We start from the raw sequence: 16,362 nt of genomic DNA, 5'->3' as shown, positions 1-16,362 counted from the left end.
TTACTGTGCGTTGAGGTTTACCAGAACCGACATTCCGGGCCGGAGATCCGTCAGCGGCGCGGTCGGCCGGGCTTTGATCTCGAACGTCCTCATGTCGTAGCTGCCGACCTGTTTGGTCGATTTCCAGGTCGAATAGCTGCCCAGCGGGCTGATGTAGTATATCTCGAATTCGATCCCTTTCCGGGCCAGCGCGGGCACGTCTCCCTTGAATTTTCCTTTCATCCGGAAATGCGGCATCAGGTCTTCCCGTACGTTCAGCACCACGTGGGCGTCTTCGAGGACGACCAGCGACATGATGGGCGTGCCGGGGCCGACGAGTTCGCCCCGCTTGGGGTAGATCACGGCGATCTGGCCGGATTCGGGGGCTACGAGCCGGGCGTCCTGTAGCAGCGCGGCCACTTCCTGCACCGTGCTCCGGGCGGCGTCGACCATAGACTGGGAACTCTCCCGATCCTGCTTGCGGGCGCCGTCCAGAGCCATCTGGTATTGCTGGAAGGCGGCGCGTTCGCCGGCCAAGGCCGCTTTGTAGATCGCTTCCGTTTCGTCTTTCCGCTGGGAAGTGACCACGCTGTCCCGGTAGAGGGACGAAATGCGGTTGTAGGTGGTCGTCGCCAGTTCGAGGTCGGATTTGCTCTTCATCCAGAGCTGGTAGGCCGATTCGACGATCTGCTTGCGGGTGCCTTCTTCGATTTTCTGATTTTCGTAGACCGCCGCGTTCTTGATCGCATCGACCTGGTCGTATTTCGCCACGATTTCCGGACTGTTGATTACCACCAGGGTATCCCCTTTGAGGACGTCCTGTCCCTCTTCGACCAGGAACTTGTCGATGCGTCCGGGGAGTTTGCCGGAGATCCGGATCTCCGTAGCTTCCGCCTGCCCTTGCAGGATCTCGGGTTTGTTCTTCAGCGACAGAATGCCGACCGTGGATACGATCACGACGACGATTAAAACGACGACGAAGGCGATCGCTATGTATTTTTTACTCTTGTTCATCATGATATGGTTAATTGTTTATCGTTCCGTTTACAGCGTCGGTTCGCCGGTCCGTCAGGGACGTTTCGTCTTTTCCGTTCCGGCTGTACTGATCGAACGACTCCGGTATCCCGCAGACGGCCAACAGGTTGATGAGCCCCGTGTCGAACTGGTAGTAGGCCATCAGGATCGCGACCCTCACTTTCGACAGCAGCAGTTCCGCGTCGATGACTTCGGTGGGGGTGGCCATGCCTTCCTGGAAAGACTTGTGCCGGGCCCGGACGATCTCCCGGCTCATCTCGACGGTAGTTTGCAGGGCGGTAACGTTGTCCAGCGCGGTTTGCGTCTGGTTGTAGAATTTATCGACCGCCAGTGTCAGGTCGTCGGCGGCTTTCTCTTTCTCGACGGTCAGAATGCGGTGGTTGATCTTCGCCTGGCGGATTTGCTTTTCGCGACCCAGGCCGTCGAAAAGGTTCCAGGTAAACCCCACCCCGATCAGCGACCGGGGCACCAGGTTTTTCCGGATGCCGGACGAATAGAGGGTCTGTTTTCCGAACAGTTCGATCGCGGGCATGTAGGCCGAGTTCGCTATTTTTATCTGGTTTTGCTGGATATCCTGCTGGATGCCCAGGCCCTGGACGATGTAGTTGTCCCGACCTACCAGGCTTTTGAAATAGTCGAGCGCAGGCAGGGATTCGTTGATGAACAGCGGCGAAACCGGCAGGATGTTTTCGTCCGTTTCGATCTGGACGAGCGTTTTGAACGCGTTCTGCGCTACGCTCAGATCCTTTACCGCCGTTTCCAGTTCGCGTTTGGCTTCATCCCTGTTTACCTGGAAAAGCAGGCGTTCGGTTTTGGTCAGCATACCGGTGGCCTCGAGCTTCAGGGCATTTTGGAAATGCTGTTCGAGGGCGTCGTAGGTCTGCTGGCGGACTTCGACGATTTTTTGTCCCAGCCGCACGCCGAAATAAGTTTCGACCAGCAGTACTTGTTGATCGGCGCTTACTTGCTTCCGGTTCACCTCGGCTGCGCCGACCATGGATTTCCCGATTCTGCCGGCGTAGATGCGCTTGCCGCCCGTAAAGATCGGAAGCGCGACTGTCGCGTCGATCGTAGAGACGTTCCGGGGGGCCAGCGGGACGCTGAACGAGTGGCTGCCGAGGTTGTTCAGCAGCGAAGTGATGATCTGTTCGCCGGGGTCGATCGAGTGGATGAAATCCTTGACCGGATCGGTGAACGCCGACAGCGATTCCTTGACTTCGATGTCGTTCGCCATGTGCACGTAGGCTCCGCTGGCCGAAATTCTCGGATACCAGAAAGAGTTCAGCCGCTGGCGTTCGCTTTTGGCCCAGTCCAGTCCCTGCTCGGCGATCCGGATGCTCTTGTTGTCCCGGTTCACCATTTCGACGGCCTGCTCGAAGCTGACCGGAAGACCCGGTTCCTGAGCGGATGCGCCGAAAAGGGGAAAAACGAGTAGGATGGCGTATAGTACAGGTTGTCTGATCATATATCGAGTTTTAACGGTTGCCGGATGCCGGGCCGTCTTGTAGTTTGTTTTTATAGACGACGCCGTTTTTGATGATGACGCTGAAGTTGTTCCCGGGATCTCCGAGCAGGTCGACGTTCTGTAGAGGATTTCCTTCGACCAGCAGCAGGTCGGCCAGCGCGCCCTCTTCGACGACGCCGAGTTTGCCCGGATACGGGTTTCGGGCTCCGGACATCGCCAGCAGGCGGGCGTTGTCGGAAGTGACCATTTTCAGGATTTCGAAGTTGGAAAACCATTTTTGTAATTTTACGATCCCGTGATTCTGGTTTTTCGTATGGGCCGGATTGAACAGCAGATCCGTTCCCCAGGCCAGTTTCACATTGTACTTTTTGGCGAGTTCGTATGCGCGGTCCGTCCCGTTGCAGATCTGCAGGTGTTTGGCTTGTTGAACGGGCGAAGGATACGTATTGTCTTCGACGGTGAAGGCCTGCATACTGAGCCAAGCGCCGCTGTCGGCCAGCAGTTTCATCGTAGGTTCGTCGATCAGGTGGCCGTGCTCGATGCTTCTGACCCCGGCTTTGATGGCCCTCGCTATGCCCCGGGGATTGTAAACGTGCACCATTACGTACGTGCCCCAGTCTTCGGCCGCCCTCACCGCCGCGCGGATCTCCTCTTCGAAAAATTCGGTTACGTCCAGCGGATCGTAGAGCGATGCCGCGCCGCCGCCGGTCATCAGTTTGATCTGAGAGGCTCCTTGCTTCAGGTTTTCGCGCGTCGCCGCCGTGACGGCATCGGGACCGTCGACGATGCGCGAGGCTCCGATCTCCTCGACGTGGGCCATTTCGCAGCCGCAGCCCGCATGACCGTGTTCGTAGATCATCCGGAAGTCGCCGTGTCCTGATGTCTGGGAGATCATGGCGCCGCTGGGATAGATTCTCGGGCCCTGCAGGACGCCGGTGTCGATGGCCCGTTTGAGTCCGAAAACGGGGCCTCCCGCATCCCGGATGGTCGTGAAACCCCGTAGCAGGGTCGCCCCGGCCTCCTGTCCCGCCGTCAGGTGCGAAAAGGAGACGTCTTCGGTCAGCAGTCCCATCATCGTGTTACAGCACAGGTAGGCGTGCCAGTGCGCGTCGATCAGCCCGGGCATCAGAAACCGTCCTTTTCCGTCCAGCACGAGGGTGTCGCCGCCCGGGTCGACCGGGACGGACTCCTGCGTTATTTTTTCGATCAGACCGTTCTTGACCAGAACATTTCCCCGGACGGTGGCCTCGTTCGTTCCGTCGAAGATCTCGACGTTGTTTATCAGGATGCTCGAATTCATGGTTTTTATGTTTAAGCGTTTGTTGTTTTCCGGTTGGTTTACGACAGGCTGAGGTGGAATATTTTCTCGACGCCTTCCGCGATGATCTGGATGCCGACGCAGAACGTGAAGAATGCGACCATTTTATTGATTATCATCGTGCCCGTGACCCCTACTTTCTTCGTGATTTTCTGTCCCTGCGACAGGATGACGTACAGGATCAGACACATCAGGAAGATGACGAACGCGATGACCGCATAGTTTATGATGATCTTTCCCAGGCCGTCCTTGATATTGACCGACGCCATCAGGGTGAAAATGACGGATATGCTGCCGGGTCCGATGCTGATCGGAAAGGTGATCGGGTAAAATACCCGGGATTCCAGGTTGCGTACGCTGATCGGGTCGACGGGCTTGTCCGGCGCGCTGCCTGTCGAAGCATCCGAATCGCCAAGCCATTGCAGGGCCGTTTTACAGATCAAAAGACCTCCTCCCAGTTGAACGATAGGCAGCGACAGTCCGAACAGGGACAGTACGAAGTGCCCGATCGCCAGGCTGCCGATCCCGATCAGCAGGTAGTTGACGGCAATCCTCCGGACGATGGATCTTCTCTCCGAACGGTCCAGTCCCGACAAGAACCCGTTGATGATGAATCCGGTGCCCACGGGATTCGCCACCGGAAACAACGCCATGAACGAGGAGATGAACATGAAGACGAAGCTTTCTTTTAACATCTTGATATGCCGTGTTTTATTGTGTTTGACGATCGTGTCCGCCCGGTTGGCTGCAAAGTTTTTCCGGGCGTCGAGCCATTTTACATTCCGATGCCGGCAGGCGGTTCCGGGCCGCGTTCGGAACGGCGCGGCCCGGAGCGCCTGCTATTTCGTTTGTTATCCGTTATCAATAACTATTCCAAAATCCGGTCGATACGGCGGTCGGTTGTCCGGTCGTCCGTGTTTCCCGGCTGTCGCTGAGCGCCGATCTGTCGCGGCAGTTTTTTTCGCTCAGGCAATACTCCGGCGATACGGTTTACCACCGCATTAACAATTTCGTTTTTGCAACCGAGGAGGAGATCGGAACCGGCAGCATCGATGTGGAGCAGGAGCGCGAGGTTGCCGGAATCGGCATTATGCTGCGTCCGAAGGATAATGTTCCGTTTGCCGCCGCTATCGATACGATGAGCGCGCTGATGGGTTCCATCGCCGAAAGCCTCGACCTGTATACCGTCGAACCTTCCAATTCGACGAAGACGGTGCTGATTCCGCTGCGCTTTGCGCCGGACCGCATGAGCGCTTATAATTCCGTAGAGGTGTTTCCGTCTGGCGATGCGCCTCAAATCGTGATCCGCATGATTCTCGACAACGGGGAGGAAAAGACTTTATACGTCGCGACTGTCCGGGCCGCTGACTGCCGGCAATATGCTGACGCTGCACGTGAATATCGGCGGGATCCTGTCGCCGCCTTCCGGCGGCAACGGATTCGAAGTCGACAAATGGCACGAAAGCGGCGAAACGATCGCTATGGGGCCGATCTAACGGACTGCCGCCCGGCGGCGCGAAACGGGCCGACCGGATTTATGCGGAATCGTGCTTTTTTGTCAGAGTGGAAAATCGAACGACCGTCCCGGTAAAAGGGACGGTCGCTTTTTATGATTTCGGTCAGAACGGGAACAGCAGCGGGAGTATTAGGATCATTATGATCCCCATAATGACCTGCAACGGCAGGCCGACTTTGATGTAATCTTTGAACGTATATTGTCCGGCCTGCATGACCAGCGCATTGGGCGGCGTAGAGAACGGCGAGGCGAAACACATGCTCGCTCCCACCGCGACCGCGAACAGGAACGGATAGGGGCTCGCCCCGATCTCTACGGCGGCGTGGAGAGCGACCGGCGCGAGCAGCACGGCCGTAGCCGTGTTGCTGATGAACATCGTCATCAACGAGGTGGTGAAATAGACGCCTGCGAGCAGAACGACCGGTCCGTAGCTGCCCAGTCCCTGGGCGAGCTGTCGCGAGAGCAGCTCCGACGCTCCCGTTTTTTCCAGCGCGACGGACATCGGCAGCATCGCCGCGATCAGTACGATGCTTTCCCAGTTGATCGTTTTGTAAGCGGCTTCCACGTTGCGCAGGCAGCCGGTCAGCACCATCAGCACGGCGGCGATCATCACGGCCGTGACCGGGGCGATCGGGATAAAGTCGAACATCATGCAGGCGATCATCAGCACCATGATCGCCGCGGCCAGCGGCGCTTTGTAATCCAGCGTTACCCGGGACGCTTCGGCCAGCGGCTGCCCCAGGACGACCCATTCCGACGGTTCGCCGTCCAGACGCGAAATGTCGTGCCATGCGCCCTGTACGAGCAGGATATCCCCGGAGTGCATTTTCGTGTCTTTCAGGCCGGAGAGCAGGTATTCGTTCTTGCGGCGGATGCCCAGTACGTTGACGTCGTACTGTTCGCGCAATCCGGATTCGCCGACCGGCGTATTGACCAGCCGGGAGGTCGGCGGCAGCAGGATCTCGGCGATCCCGATGTCGTAGAAATCGAGCGTGCCTGGTTTGCCTTCGGTGCGTTGTTCGGTCGTATGGGTGTCCATCAGTTCGAGCCGGCAGTCGGCGGCGAATCGTTGCACGTTTTCAAAAAGCCCCATCAAGTAGAGGATATCCCCGTCGCGGAGCGTCGTATCGGGGTCGGCCAACTGCTGGCTGACCGATTTCAGGAAATGCGATTGGGGCGATTGGATTCGGCGGATTTCGACCAGGTTGAGGTCGTATTGCTGTTGGATGCCCAGTTCCCGCACCGTTTGTCCTCCGGCCGGAGAGCCGGCGGATACCCTGACCCGGAACAGGCTGTCGGCGAGTTGGTATTCGCGGACCAGTTCGCCGAGCGATTTTCCGGTCTGCCGTTGCTGTTTTTTCTCTTTTTTCGGGCCGAGGAACCATCGGCTCAGCGGGATCAGCACGATGATTCCGGTCAGGATACATACCAGGCCGACCGGAGTGAACGAAAAGAAGGTCAGCGGCTGGTAGCCCGCGTCGGTCAGTACGTTCTGGATAACGAGGTTCGGGGCAGTCCCGATCAGCGTCAGCATACCGCCCATGCTGCTTGCGAATGCCAGCGGCATCAGTACGCGGCTGACGTTCATGTTCGCATTGGCTGCGAGACTCACCACGATCGGGAGCATTAGCGCGACGGTTCCCGTATTGCTTATAAAGGCGCCGATGGCCGCAGTGACCAGCATGACAAGGATGAACAGTTTCAGTTCGCTGTTGCCGGCCAATCCCAGGATGCGGCTGCTGACCATTTTGGCCAGTCCGGTCTGGAAAATCGCGCCGCCCACGACGAACAGCCCGATCATCATGATGACGATCGGGTTGGCGAATCCGGCCAGCGCCTCTTCGGGGGTCAGTATTTGGAAAACGAGCAGGCCCAGCAGCGCGCACAGCGCCACCAGGTCGGAACGTACCCGGCCGTTCATAAAAAAGACGGCCGACAGTACCAGGATTGCGAGCGTGATATACATAATTTCAGTTGTTTCATGCAGGATGACTCCCGACGTGAAGGAACGGAATCCACCGTTCAACTACCATGCCGCTACCGTTTTACCGCAGGATGGAATTGCTTGTCATTTTGCCGTTTTCGGAATTTCCAACGGCAGGGTTTGTTCGAGGATGCGCTCTCCGTCCGGCGCCAGTGGCGTATTGTCTTTATGTGCGACGTAGACGGTCAGCGTATATTTGCCCGGTTTGACGCCGTCGAGCGGAATATCCACCAGGGCGGTTTCCCCGGCCGGGATGTCGGCTTTGCAGACGCCTTCCTTGACGATTCGTTTCGTGCCGGCGACGATCGTATAGCCGACCCGGAAGTTTTTCAGGTCGGCGATCGTACAGCCGTTGCGGATCTCCACTTTGCCCGGAGCCGTTCCGGCCGCGATCGCGGTCGCGCCCAGCGGCGACTGTTTTTCGTTGAAAGACTCGGGCGAAGCGAAAAAGACCGTGTAACGGTCGTCCGACGCGTTGCGTCCGCCGGGTTTGCCGACCACCAGGTCGCTGTTCCACTCCGCGCCGGCTCCTTCGTAAATCACCGGGCGTTTCTTTTCGACCGCTTTCAGCCGGCGGTAGGCTTCGTACATGTTGTAACCGCGCCCTCCCTGTTCGCCGAGCGAGAACAGCAGCACCGACGGATGGTTCTGCGATGTGTAGTACATATTCATTACGCGGTCGGCATAGGCGTTTTCCCACAGCGGATCGTTGGCCGGCGTGCCGCCCGTTTCGAGCGAGCTGCCGCTCAGACGGGCGTCGATGTTCGCCCGGTTGCAGATATACAGGCCGTAGCTGTCGGCCAGTTCGTAAAACCGGTCGTTTTGCGGGTAATTTTTGACCCGGACGCAGTTGATGCCCCTCTTTTTGAATGCGGCGAAGTCCCTGCGCCAGGCATTCGCATCGGGGGGACAATCGTAATCGACGGCGCGGAGCTCGACCGGACGTCCGTTGATCTTCAGCCCTTTTTCGTCGAACGAAACGTCGCGGAATCCGAGTTTTACCTTCGTATATTCGGTAAAGCGGCCTTCGTGCTGCAATTTCAGTGCGACGGTATAGAGCTTCGGACTTTCGTGGCTCCACGACTGGATGTCCGGTAGGTTGGCGAAAAAGCGGACGGTGTCTTCGGCCCGCAGGTGGAAACGGGCGTCCCGCTTGCCGTGCGCGATCACCGTGCTGTCGTCCGGCGCGATCAGTTCGTAATAAACGATCACCTCTTTGGGATTCAGCAGGTGCGATTTTACGATCGCCCCGAAACTGAACAGTCCGTTGCCGTCCGTTGCGAAACGGGTGTCGGCCACGAAGTCGCGGATGCGGACTTTGGGCTGCGCGATGACCGAGACGTCGCCTTCGATGCAGGTGCCCGGCGTTTTGATCTGATTCTCAAGCGTTGTCGAAACCGGATGGGCGTAGGCGATCACGGCCAGCGTGTTTTTCCCGTCCGCGACGTAAGGCGTAATATCGAAATAGGCCGGCGTTTTCGAATCCGCGTGATAACCGGCCAGATGCCCGTTCGCATAGACGTAATAAGCGCGGCTGACGGCGTCGAGCCGGACGAATATTTCACGGTCGATCCATTTGAAAGGCATCGTGAACTCGGTACGGTAGACGGCCGCCCATGCTCCGTTGCCCTCTTTTTCGGGAATCGTGACGCTTTCCCATGCCGAAACGTCCGCCGCCGGCGCGGTGAGCGTCGTGTCTATTTCCGTTTCCGAACGATAGGTTTTTACCTGCCATTTTCCGTTCAGCCGCTGCATGTAGAGCGATTCCTTATCGTTTTCGGTCAGCGCCAGTTCGCGGCTGTTGTAACTGCCGATTTGAATGCCCGGCATTTCGCTGCGGGAAGAGGTGCGGGTCGGGTCCTGCAGTTCGGTTTGCGCCTGCAGTCCGCCGGCGCGAAGCAGGCACAGCAGCGAGAAGGAGATAATGAGGCTGTATTTCATAATATTTCCGGATAAAATCAAGATCGAGATGCAGCCACCCCGACATGCAAATATACAAAAATAGCCGCCGGGTAAAAATGATCGGCGGCTATTTTTAAAAACGAGCGTTTTCCGGCTATTTCGGCTGGATCGTTTCCGCAGCGGCGATGACGCTCAGGTTGCGGATTGATCGGGTGCTGGCCACTTCCGGGATCAGGTGTACGCACGACTGGTTCAGTCCCATCAGGATCGGGCCGTTGATTTCGGCGCCGCCGAGGATCTCCATCATCTTGTACGAAATGTTCGCGGACGACAAGTTCGGGAAGATCAACACGTTGATCTCGCGGTCGCCCAGCTTGTTGAACGGGTAGATTTCGTTGCGGGCTTTCTTGTTCAACGCGATGTCGGCTTTCATCTCGCCGTCGACCAGCAATTCCGGATACTGGAAGTGCAGGATTTCCACGGCTTTCGAGATTTTGGCCGCAAGCGGTTCGGTGTCGGTTCCGAAATTCGAGTGCGACAGCATTGCCATCACCGGTTCGATACCGAAATTGCGGACGGTCTGGGCAGCCATCAGTACGATGTTGACCAGGTCTTCGACGGTCGGACTCGGGTTGACGGCCGTGTCGGCGAAGAACATCGGTCCGCGCTTGGTCGTAACGATCTCCATCGCCGCGAGCGTCGTGTTGCTGTTCGTCGTAAAGATCTGGCGTACCGGGTTCAGCGCTTCGGTGTAGCGGTGCGTATAGCCGAGGATCGACGTATCGGCGTCGCCCGAAGCGACCATCATCAGCGTGAACCAGTCGCGGCGCATCATGTATTCGATCGCCTCGTGCATCCGGACGCCCTTGCGGCTTACCTTGTTATACAGCAGCGCTGCGTAGCGGCTGCGGCGCGCTTCTTCGCGGTCGCTGCGGAAGTCGACGATGCATTTCGGGTCGAGCGTCAGGTGGTTGTCCTTCAGCAGCGTATTGATCTTCGCACGGTCGCCGACCAGCAGCGGGATAGCGAGGTTTTCGTTGGCCAGGTGAACGGCGGCCTTGATCGTGGTCAGGCGGTCGCCTTCGCTGAAGACGATCCGGCGCGGCGCGGCGGTGCCTACTTTCGAGCGGATGGCGCGCATCAGCTTATCGTCGCGCCCCATACGGCTGTCCAGTTCGGTAGCGTACGCTTTCCAGTCGGTGATCGTTTTGCGCGCGACGCCCGATTCGATAGCCGCTTTGGCCACGGCGACCGAGATGGTGGAGATCAGCCGCGGGTCGAGCGCCTTGGGGATCAGGTATTCGCGTCCGAACAAAATATTGTTGTCGTTGTAGGCGGCCGCTACGATGTCGGGCACCGGCTCCTTGGTCAATGCGGCCAGCGCCCGCACGGCGGCGATCTTCATCTCCTCGTTGATCTTGGTGGCGCGCACGTCGAGCGCTCCGCGGAAAATGTACGGGAATCCGAGTACGTTATTGACCTGGTTCGGATAGTCCGAGCGTCCGGTTGCGAAGATGATGTCTTCGCGGGCGGCCATCGCGTTGTCATATGAGATTTCCGGATTCGGATTGGCCAGCGCGAATACGATCGGGTTGTCGGCCATGCTGCGTACCATTTCCTGCGTCAGCACGTCGGCTACCGATAAGCCGAGGAATACGTCGGCTCCGACAAGGGCTTCTTCGAGCGTATCGACCTCGCGCGTAGTGGCGAATTTGGCTTTCGCCGCGTTCAGGTTCTGGCGGCGTACCGAAATGACCCCTTTGCTGTCGCACATGATCACATTCTTGGGCTTTACGCCCAGCGCGATGTAGAGTTTCGCGCAGGATACGGCGGCCGCGCCGGCCCCGTTGACCACTACCTGTACCTCTTCGATCTTCTTGCCTGCGATTTCGAGCGCGTTGAGCAGCGCCGCCGACGAAATGATCGCGGTGCCGTGCTGGTCGTCGTGCATCACCGGGATCGACAGCTCCTCTTTCAGGCGTTCTTCGATCTCGAAACATTCGGGCGCTTTGATGTCTTCCAGGTTGATCCCGCCGAACGTGACCGAAATGTTTTTGACGGTTTCGATGAACTGGTCGGTGTCTTTCGTATCGACCTCGATGTCGAATACGTCGATATCCGCAAAGGTTTTAAAGAGCAGCCCTTTGCCTTCCATGACCGGTTTACCGGCCATCGCCCCGATATCGCCCAGCCCGAGCACGGCAGTGCCGTTCGAGATTACCGCTACCAAGTTGCCTTTTGCTGTATATTTGTACGCGTCGTCCGGATTGTCCTCGATCGCCAGGCAAGGCTCCGCCACTCCCGGGGAGTAGGCCAGCGACAAGTCTTTCTGTGTGCTGTAAGGTTTCGTTGGGATTACCTCGATCTTCCCCGGACGCCCCTCCGAGTGGTAGAGAAGCGCCTCTTCCTTTTTACTTTTAGCATTGTTTCCCATATCGCAAGTGTTTATTCAGATGATTTCGGTGCTCTGAAAAATCTTTGTTTATATTTGTAAGCCGGAAAATATGAGCCGGACGACTTTTTTTCGAAAAAATCGAGTACAAGGTACGAATTTTTATCGATAGATGGAACGACTTTTTCAACTTAATTTTCCCCGTTACGTTTTCAGGCTCCGGGTGGATGCCGCGCCGCCGCAGATATGGGACGGCGTCCGCAAACGGTGGCTCGTGCTGACTCCCGAGGAGTGGGTGCGGCAGCACTTGATTCGTTTTTTGGTGGAGGAGAAGGGGGCGTTTGCGGCGTGCGTATCTCAGGAACGTCCGGTGGAACTCGCGGGTACACGGCAACGGGCCGATGTGACGGTGACCGGTCGGGACGGCCGGATCTGTCTGGTCGCGGAATGCAAAGCTCCGCACGTCCCGCTCGACGAGCGGGTGCTCGCCCAGGCGGTACGTTACAACAGCGTGCTGGAGGCTCCTTTCATATTGGTTACGAACGGGCTGCGGCATGTTTGCTGCCGGCGCGATGCGGAATCGGGGCGCTACTGCCCTACTGCCGAATTCCCCGACCTGTCACCATTTTTTCGGGTTTAGCAGTTGTAGCATGTACTCGTCCTGCCAGTCCGACGTGGTTTTCGTCCACTCTTTTTTAAGTCCGATCACCGAAAATCCCTTGCTTTTGAATAGCGCGAGGCTTTGGATGTTCTGCGACGGAATGTCGCAGTACAGTTGGTTGAGGTTCAGCACTTGAAAGCCGTATCGGATCACGATCGACACCGCATGAGAGGCGTAACCCTGCCTCTGGTCGCGCTGGTCGTAGATCAGAATGCCGACCCCCGCCCGGCAGTTGTACGGGTCGAGGTCGAACAGGTCGATGGCGCCGACGGGTTTCCCGTCGGCTTTCGATTCGATGATCAGCCGCAACTGGCGGGTTTCGTAGATATCGCGTTGCTGGTTTTCGATAAACTGTCGCAGCATGTGTTTCGAAAACGGGGCGACCGTGTTGCTCACTTTCCAGATTTCGGTGTCGTTCTCCCATTTGTACAGGATGTTGACATCTTCCGGCTCGAGCGCCCGCAGGCGGATCAGTTCGCTCTCCATCGGATTGGTCATGGCACGCCGCGTTTACAGTGAAATCACCTTGTTGCGGATCAGCATTGCCGCGCCGAGCGAACCGATGTTGTCGTCGAGGTTGGTCGTGCGGAACAGCGTGTCGTTGTAAACCAGCCGCAGCGAATATTTGTTGACGGCCGATTTCAGCGGCAGCATCAGGTAGTCGCCGGCGTTGGCCAGGTTGCCTCCGATGATCACCTGTTCCGGGTTGAAAATATTGATCAGAAAAGCGATGCTTTTGCCGATTTTTTCGCCGGCTTCCTCGATCAGTTCGATTGACAGCGTGTCGTCGTTTTTGGCTGCCTGAATGATGTCGTTGATGTGGATCTTATGTTGTTTCTGGTATTTATCCATCAGGATCGTGGTGCGTCCGTTCTTGATCTGCTGGATCATCTTGTTTTCGATGGCGATTCCGGAAACTTCCGTCTCCAAACACCCTTTTTTACCGCAGTCGCAGATGATCTCGTTATCGAAATAGGGCGTATGGCCGAATTCGCCGGCAAAGCCCGATTTCCCGTAGTACAGGTTGCCGTCGATGATGACTCCGATGGCGACGCCACGGGCGAGGTTCAAGTAAACGATGTTCTTTTCGGAACCCGTGCATCCTTTCGTATATTCGCCGTAGCAGCGGGCGCGGGTGTCGTTTTCGATCAGCACCCGGTGTCCGAGCCGTTTTTCCATGATCTCGCTCAGCGACTCTTCGCGCGAGGTGAAATATTTGTAGCTGCGTCCAGTTTTCGGATTCACGCGCCCGGCAATGCAGATTCCGATGCCGAGCAACTTCGAACGGTCTATTTTGCTGTCGTTTATGAACCGGTCGATCGAAGATCCGATTTTGTCGAGGCATTCTTCCGTGTCGTCGAGGATAAAATCTTGCTCGTGTTCCAGTTGGATGATGTTGTTGTGCAGGTCGGTAATCACCATGACGATCTGATCGCGACTCACTTCGATGCCGGCGAAATAGATGGCCGAATGAGTCAGACCGAAAATGTTCGGCCGGCGTCCGCCGCTGGTTTCGATCTTGCCGCGGTCGGCGATGATGTTTTCGGAAAGGAGTTCCTCGACCAGTTTGGTGACTGTCGGGATGCTGACATGCAGCTCCCTGGCCAGATCCGCCAGCGTACATTCTCCTTCGATCGCCATGCGGGCGATGATATTGCGTTTGAGAATGTTGTTTTTTTGAACGATTCCTTTGGCCTTGCCGTTTTCCGGCTGATTGAAAAATTCCTGTAATGAACTCATGGGGTTAAATTCTGTTATGGTTTGATGTTAGGTTTTTCTTTGTCGGGATTCCGAAAGTTCCGGTCCGCCGGCCTCGAAGTCCGCTGATAGCCACTCATTCTTATCTAATTGGGAAACGGCGGTTTCCTAAATTTAGAATGGTGGCGTTGGTTTTCTTTGAGTGCAAAATAACGCAAAATTTTTCATATATCCGACCGAATTAGCCGAAATATTAAAATCTTACGCCCTCTTATTTCATAAAAAAACCGCACTAGTAAAACGTGCGGTTCGGGAAAATCGTATGAGTATCAGCCGTTTTTTTCGGTCGACATTACAATGTTTGCTTCGATTCGCAAACGGCGGCGCGGTCCACTTTCTTGATCAGGCCCTGCAATACGCTGCCGGGGCCGAGTTCGGTGAACTGCGTGGCTCCGTCGGCGATCATGTTTTGCACGATCTGCGTCCAGCGCACCGGAGAGGTCAGTTGGGCGATCAGGTTGGCTTGGATTTTAGCCGGATCGGTGTACGGTTTGGCGTCGACGTTCTGGTAGACCGGGCAGACCGGTTCGGCGAACGGAGCGGCTTTGATGGCGGCTTCGAGCTCCACGCGGGCCGGTTCCATCAGCGGCGAGTGGAACGCTCCGCCGACGTTCAGCTTCAGCGCGCGTTTGGCGCCCGCCTCGGTCAGTTTGGCGCAGGCGGCGTCGATCGCTTCGTTGCTGCCCGATATTACCAACTGTCCCGGACAGTTGTAGTTGGCCGGAACGACTACGCCGTCGATCGCGCTGCATATCTCTTCGACCGTGGCGTCGGGCAGGCCGATGATGGCGGCCATCGTCGACGGATTCTGTTCGCAGGCTTTCTGCATCGCCATCGCACGTTTCGAAACCAGGCTCAGGCCGTCTTCGAAACTCAGGGCTCCGGCGGCTACCAGCGCGCTGAATTCGCCCAGCGAGTGTCCGGCCGTCATTTCGGGTTTGAAGTCCGCGCCGAGCGATTTGGCCAGGATGACCGAGTGCAGGAAGATTGCCGGCTGGGTTACTTTCGTCTGCTTGAGCTGTTCGTCGGTTCCGGCGAACATGATATCGGTGATCGGGAAGCCGAGAATTTCGTTGGCTTTTTCGAACAGTTCTTTTGCAAGGGGAACGTTGTCGTACAGGTCTTTGCCCATTCCGACGAATTGGGCGCCTTGACCCGGGAATACGTATGCGTGCATATTTTTTCGTTTAGTTGGTTAACAGAGAGCAAAGATAAGTAATTTTGCCGAAACCCGGCAACTGTTCTCGACGGGGGGCGTATTTCGCAACGAAATGCTCCGGTTTTTGCTACCTTTGCGGAAAATCAAATCGTTCGGACTGATTATGAAAACGAAAATAGCCATCGTAGGGACGGGCGGCGTCGGCGGATTTCTCGGCGGTCTGCTCGCCCGCCGTTACCGGGACGACCCGGAAGTGGACATCTATTTTATTTCGCGCGGACAAGCCCTCGAAAATATCCGAAGCAGGGGATTGATCGTCGAGTCGCAGCAGGGAAATTTTACGGCCCGCCCGAAAGCGGCGACCGATTCGGCCGCCGAGATTGGCGAAATGGATTACATCCTGCTGTGCACGAAGGCCTATGATATCGAAGGGGCCGTCGGGCAGATCCGCCCGGCCATCGGGCCGCGGACGGTGATCCTGCCATTTCTGAACGGCGTGGATAGCGCCGAGAAGATCAAACGAATGCTGCCCGGACATGCCGTGTGGGACGGGTGCGTGTATGTGGTTGCGTTTATCGTCGAGCCGGGCCGTATCGCCGAACATACCAACGGTTACCGTTACCTGTTCGGTTCCGCGCAGGGGCCGGACGAACGACTCGAAGAACTGGAGCGGATTTTTACCGGCGCGGAAGTCCGCGCCCGGTTGGTTCCGGATATTACCCGGCGAGTCTGGGACAAGTTTGCGTTCATCTCGACCGTGGCCACGGCGACTTCCTATACCGACGAGCCTTACGGCGGCGTGCTTGGCAACCCGGACTACCGGGCGCAGTTCACGGCGCTGCTCGATGAATTTCAGGCGGTGGCGAAGGCCAAAGGAATCGTCCTGTCCGACGGGATCGCCGCCCAGGTGGTCGATCAGATGGAACGGATTCCGGCCGATACGACGACCTCGATGCAGCGCGATTTCCGGGCGCACCGCAGCACCGAACTGGAGTCGTTGACCGGCTACATCGTGCGCGAAGGGAAACGGCTCGGCGTTCCGACGCGACTTACGACCGGATGTATGCCGGATTGCTGCAACGTTAACGTATTTTGATCGTGATCCGCATACCTCTCCGGCCGCCCGGTTGCGATTTCCGGGCGGTTTTTTGTTGCCATTGGCCGGTAAAATGCGTAGTTTTGTGAAAATATAG

13 protein-coding genes are annotated in these 16,362 nt (G+C 57.1%); 3 read left to right on the top strand and 10 right to left on the bottom strand.

What is annotated here, in order from left to right; translation table 11 throughout:
• The 4 genes from DW082_RS07640 to DW082_RS07625 are packed head-to-tail and all read right to left on the bottom strand — an operon-like array spanning position 1 to position 4,492.
• A complete protein-coding gene (locus DW082_RS07640; RefSeq protein WP_118458155.1) occupies positions 1 to 993 on the bottom strand; it encodes an HlyD family secretion protein in 993 nt (330 codons plus the stop codon).
• A gap of 10 nt (positions 994 to 1,003) precedes the next feature.
• Positions 1,004 to 2,479, bottom strand: a complete 1,476-nt coding sequence (locus DW082_RS07635) for a TolC family protein (RefSeq protein ID WP_118458098.1) — start codon at positions 2,477 to 2,479, stop codon at positions 1,004 to 1,006.
• A gap of 10 nt (positions 2,480 to 2,489) precedes the next feature.
• Positions 2,490 to 3,779, bottom strand: coding sequence for an amidohydrolase family protein (locus tag DW082_RS07630; RefSeq protein ID WP_118458096.1), 1,290 nt, complete (start codon positions 3,777 to 3,779; stop codon positions 2,490 to 2,492).
• Positions 3,780 to 3,817: 38 nt separating this feature from the next.
• Positions 3,818 to 4,492, bottom strand: coding sequence for a MarC family protein (locus tag DW082_RS07625; RefSeq protein WP_055202951.1), 675 nt, complete (start codon positions 4,490 to 4,492; stop codon positions 3,818 to 3,820).
• 359 nt (positions 4,493 to 4,851) lie between these two features.
• Here DW082_RS07625 and DW082_RS14305 point away from each other — a divergent pair, with 359 nt between their 5' ends.
• Positions 4,852 to 5,388, top strand: a complete 537-nt coding sequence (locus tag DW082_RS14305) for a hypothetical protein (protein ID WP_147386989.1) — start codon at positions 4,852 to 4,854, stop codon at positions 5,386 to 5,388.
• Positions 5,389 to 5,416: 28 nt separating this feature from the next.
• Here the strand turns inward: DW082_RS14305 and DW082_RS07615 are convergent, their stop codons facing one another.
• The 3 genes from DW082_RS07615 to DW082_RS07605 form a co-directional block, all read right to left on the bottom strand.
• Positions 5,417 to 7,279 (bottom strand): SLC13 family permease, encoded by a 1,863-nt coding sequence (locus DW082_RS07615; RefSeq protein WP_118458094.1) that lies wholly within the window; start codon positions 7,277 to 7,279, stop codon positions 5,417 to 5,419.
• Between the two features lie 102 nt (positions 7,280 to 7,381).
• Complete coding sequence (locus tag DW082_RS07610; RefSeq protein ID WP_118458092.1) at positions 7,382 to 9,238, bottom strand: glycoside hydrolase family 2 TIM barrel-domain containing protein; 1,857 nt, start codon at positions 9,236 to 9,238, stop codon at positions 7,382 to 7,384.
• A gap of 115 nt (positions 9,239 to 9,353) precedes the next feature.
• Entirely contained in the window at positions 9,354 to 11,633 is a 2,280-nt protein-coding gene (locus tag DW082_RS07605; protein WP_118458090.1) for an NADP-dependent malic enzyme, read from the bottom strand.
• A gap of 130 nt (positions 11,634 to 11,763) precedes the next feature.
• Here DW082_RS07605 and DW082_RS07600 point away from each other — a divergent pair, with 130 nt between their 5' ends.
• Positions 11,764 to 12,231 (top strand): type I restriction enzyme HsdR N-terminal domain-containing protein, encoded by a 468-nt coding sequence (locus DW082_RS07600; protein ID WP_118458088.1) that lies wholly within the window; start codon positions 11,764 to 11,766, stop codon positions 12,229 to 12,231.
• On the opposite strand, the gene DW082_RS07595 is transcribed toward DW082_RS07600, so the two are convergent.
• The 3 genes from DW082_RS07595 to fabD all read right to left on the bottom strand — a co-directional run bounded on the left by DW082_RS07595 (position 12,211) and on the right by fabD (position 15,187).
• The gene (locus DW082_RS07595) at positions 12,211 to 12,750 is read right to left on the bottom strand and encodes a GNAT family N-acetyltransferase (RefSeq protein WP_228385734.1); all 540 of its coding nucleotides are present in this window, start codon (positions 12,748 to 12,750) and stop codon (positions 12,211 to 12,213) included. The genes DW082_RS07600 and DW082_RS07595 overlap by 21 nt on opposite strands.
• Positions 12,751 to 12,762: 12 nt before the next feature.
• Positions 12,763 to 13,992: an ROK family transcriptional regulator gene (locus DW082_RS07590; RefSeq protein WP_055202962.1), complete on the bottom strand. Its 1,230-nt coding sequence runs from the start codon at positions 13,990 to 13,992 to the stop codon at positions 12,763 to 12,765.
• Between the two features lie 310 nt (positions 13,993 to 14,302).
• Positions 14,303 to 15,187: an ACP S-malonyltransferase gene (gene fabD, locus DW082_RS07585; RefSeq protein ID WP_101573631.1), complete on the bottom strand. Its 885-nt coding sequence runs from the start codon at positions 15,185 to 15,187 to the stop codon at positions 14,303 to 14,305.
• A gap of 145 nt (positions 15,188 to 15,332) precedes the next feature.
• Here fabD and DW082_RS07580 point away from each other — a divergent pair, with 145 nt between their 5' ends.
• Positions 15,333 to 16,265 carry a ketopantoate reductase family protein gene (locus DW082_RS07580; protein WP_182424126.1) on the top strand — a complete coding sequence of 311 codons (933 nt, stop codon included), beginning with the start codon at positions 15,333 to 15,335 and terminating at the stop codon, positions 16,263 to 16,265.
• Positions 16,266 to 16,362 lie beyond the last annotated feature (97 nt).

The organism is Alistipes sp. AF48-12 (assembly GCF_003477565.1).
GTDB classification, from domain to species: domain Bacteria; phylum Bacteroidota; class Bacteroidia; order Bacteroidales; family Rikenellaceae; genus Alistipes_A; species Alistipes_A hominis.
This window is presented reverse-complemented; position numbering and strand designations above follow the sequence as displayed.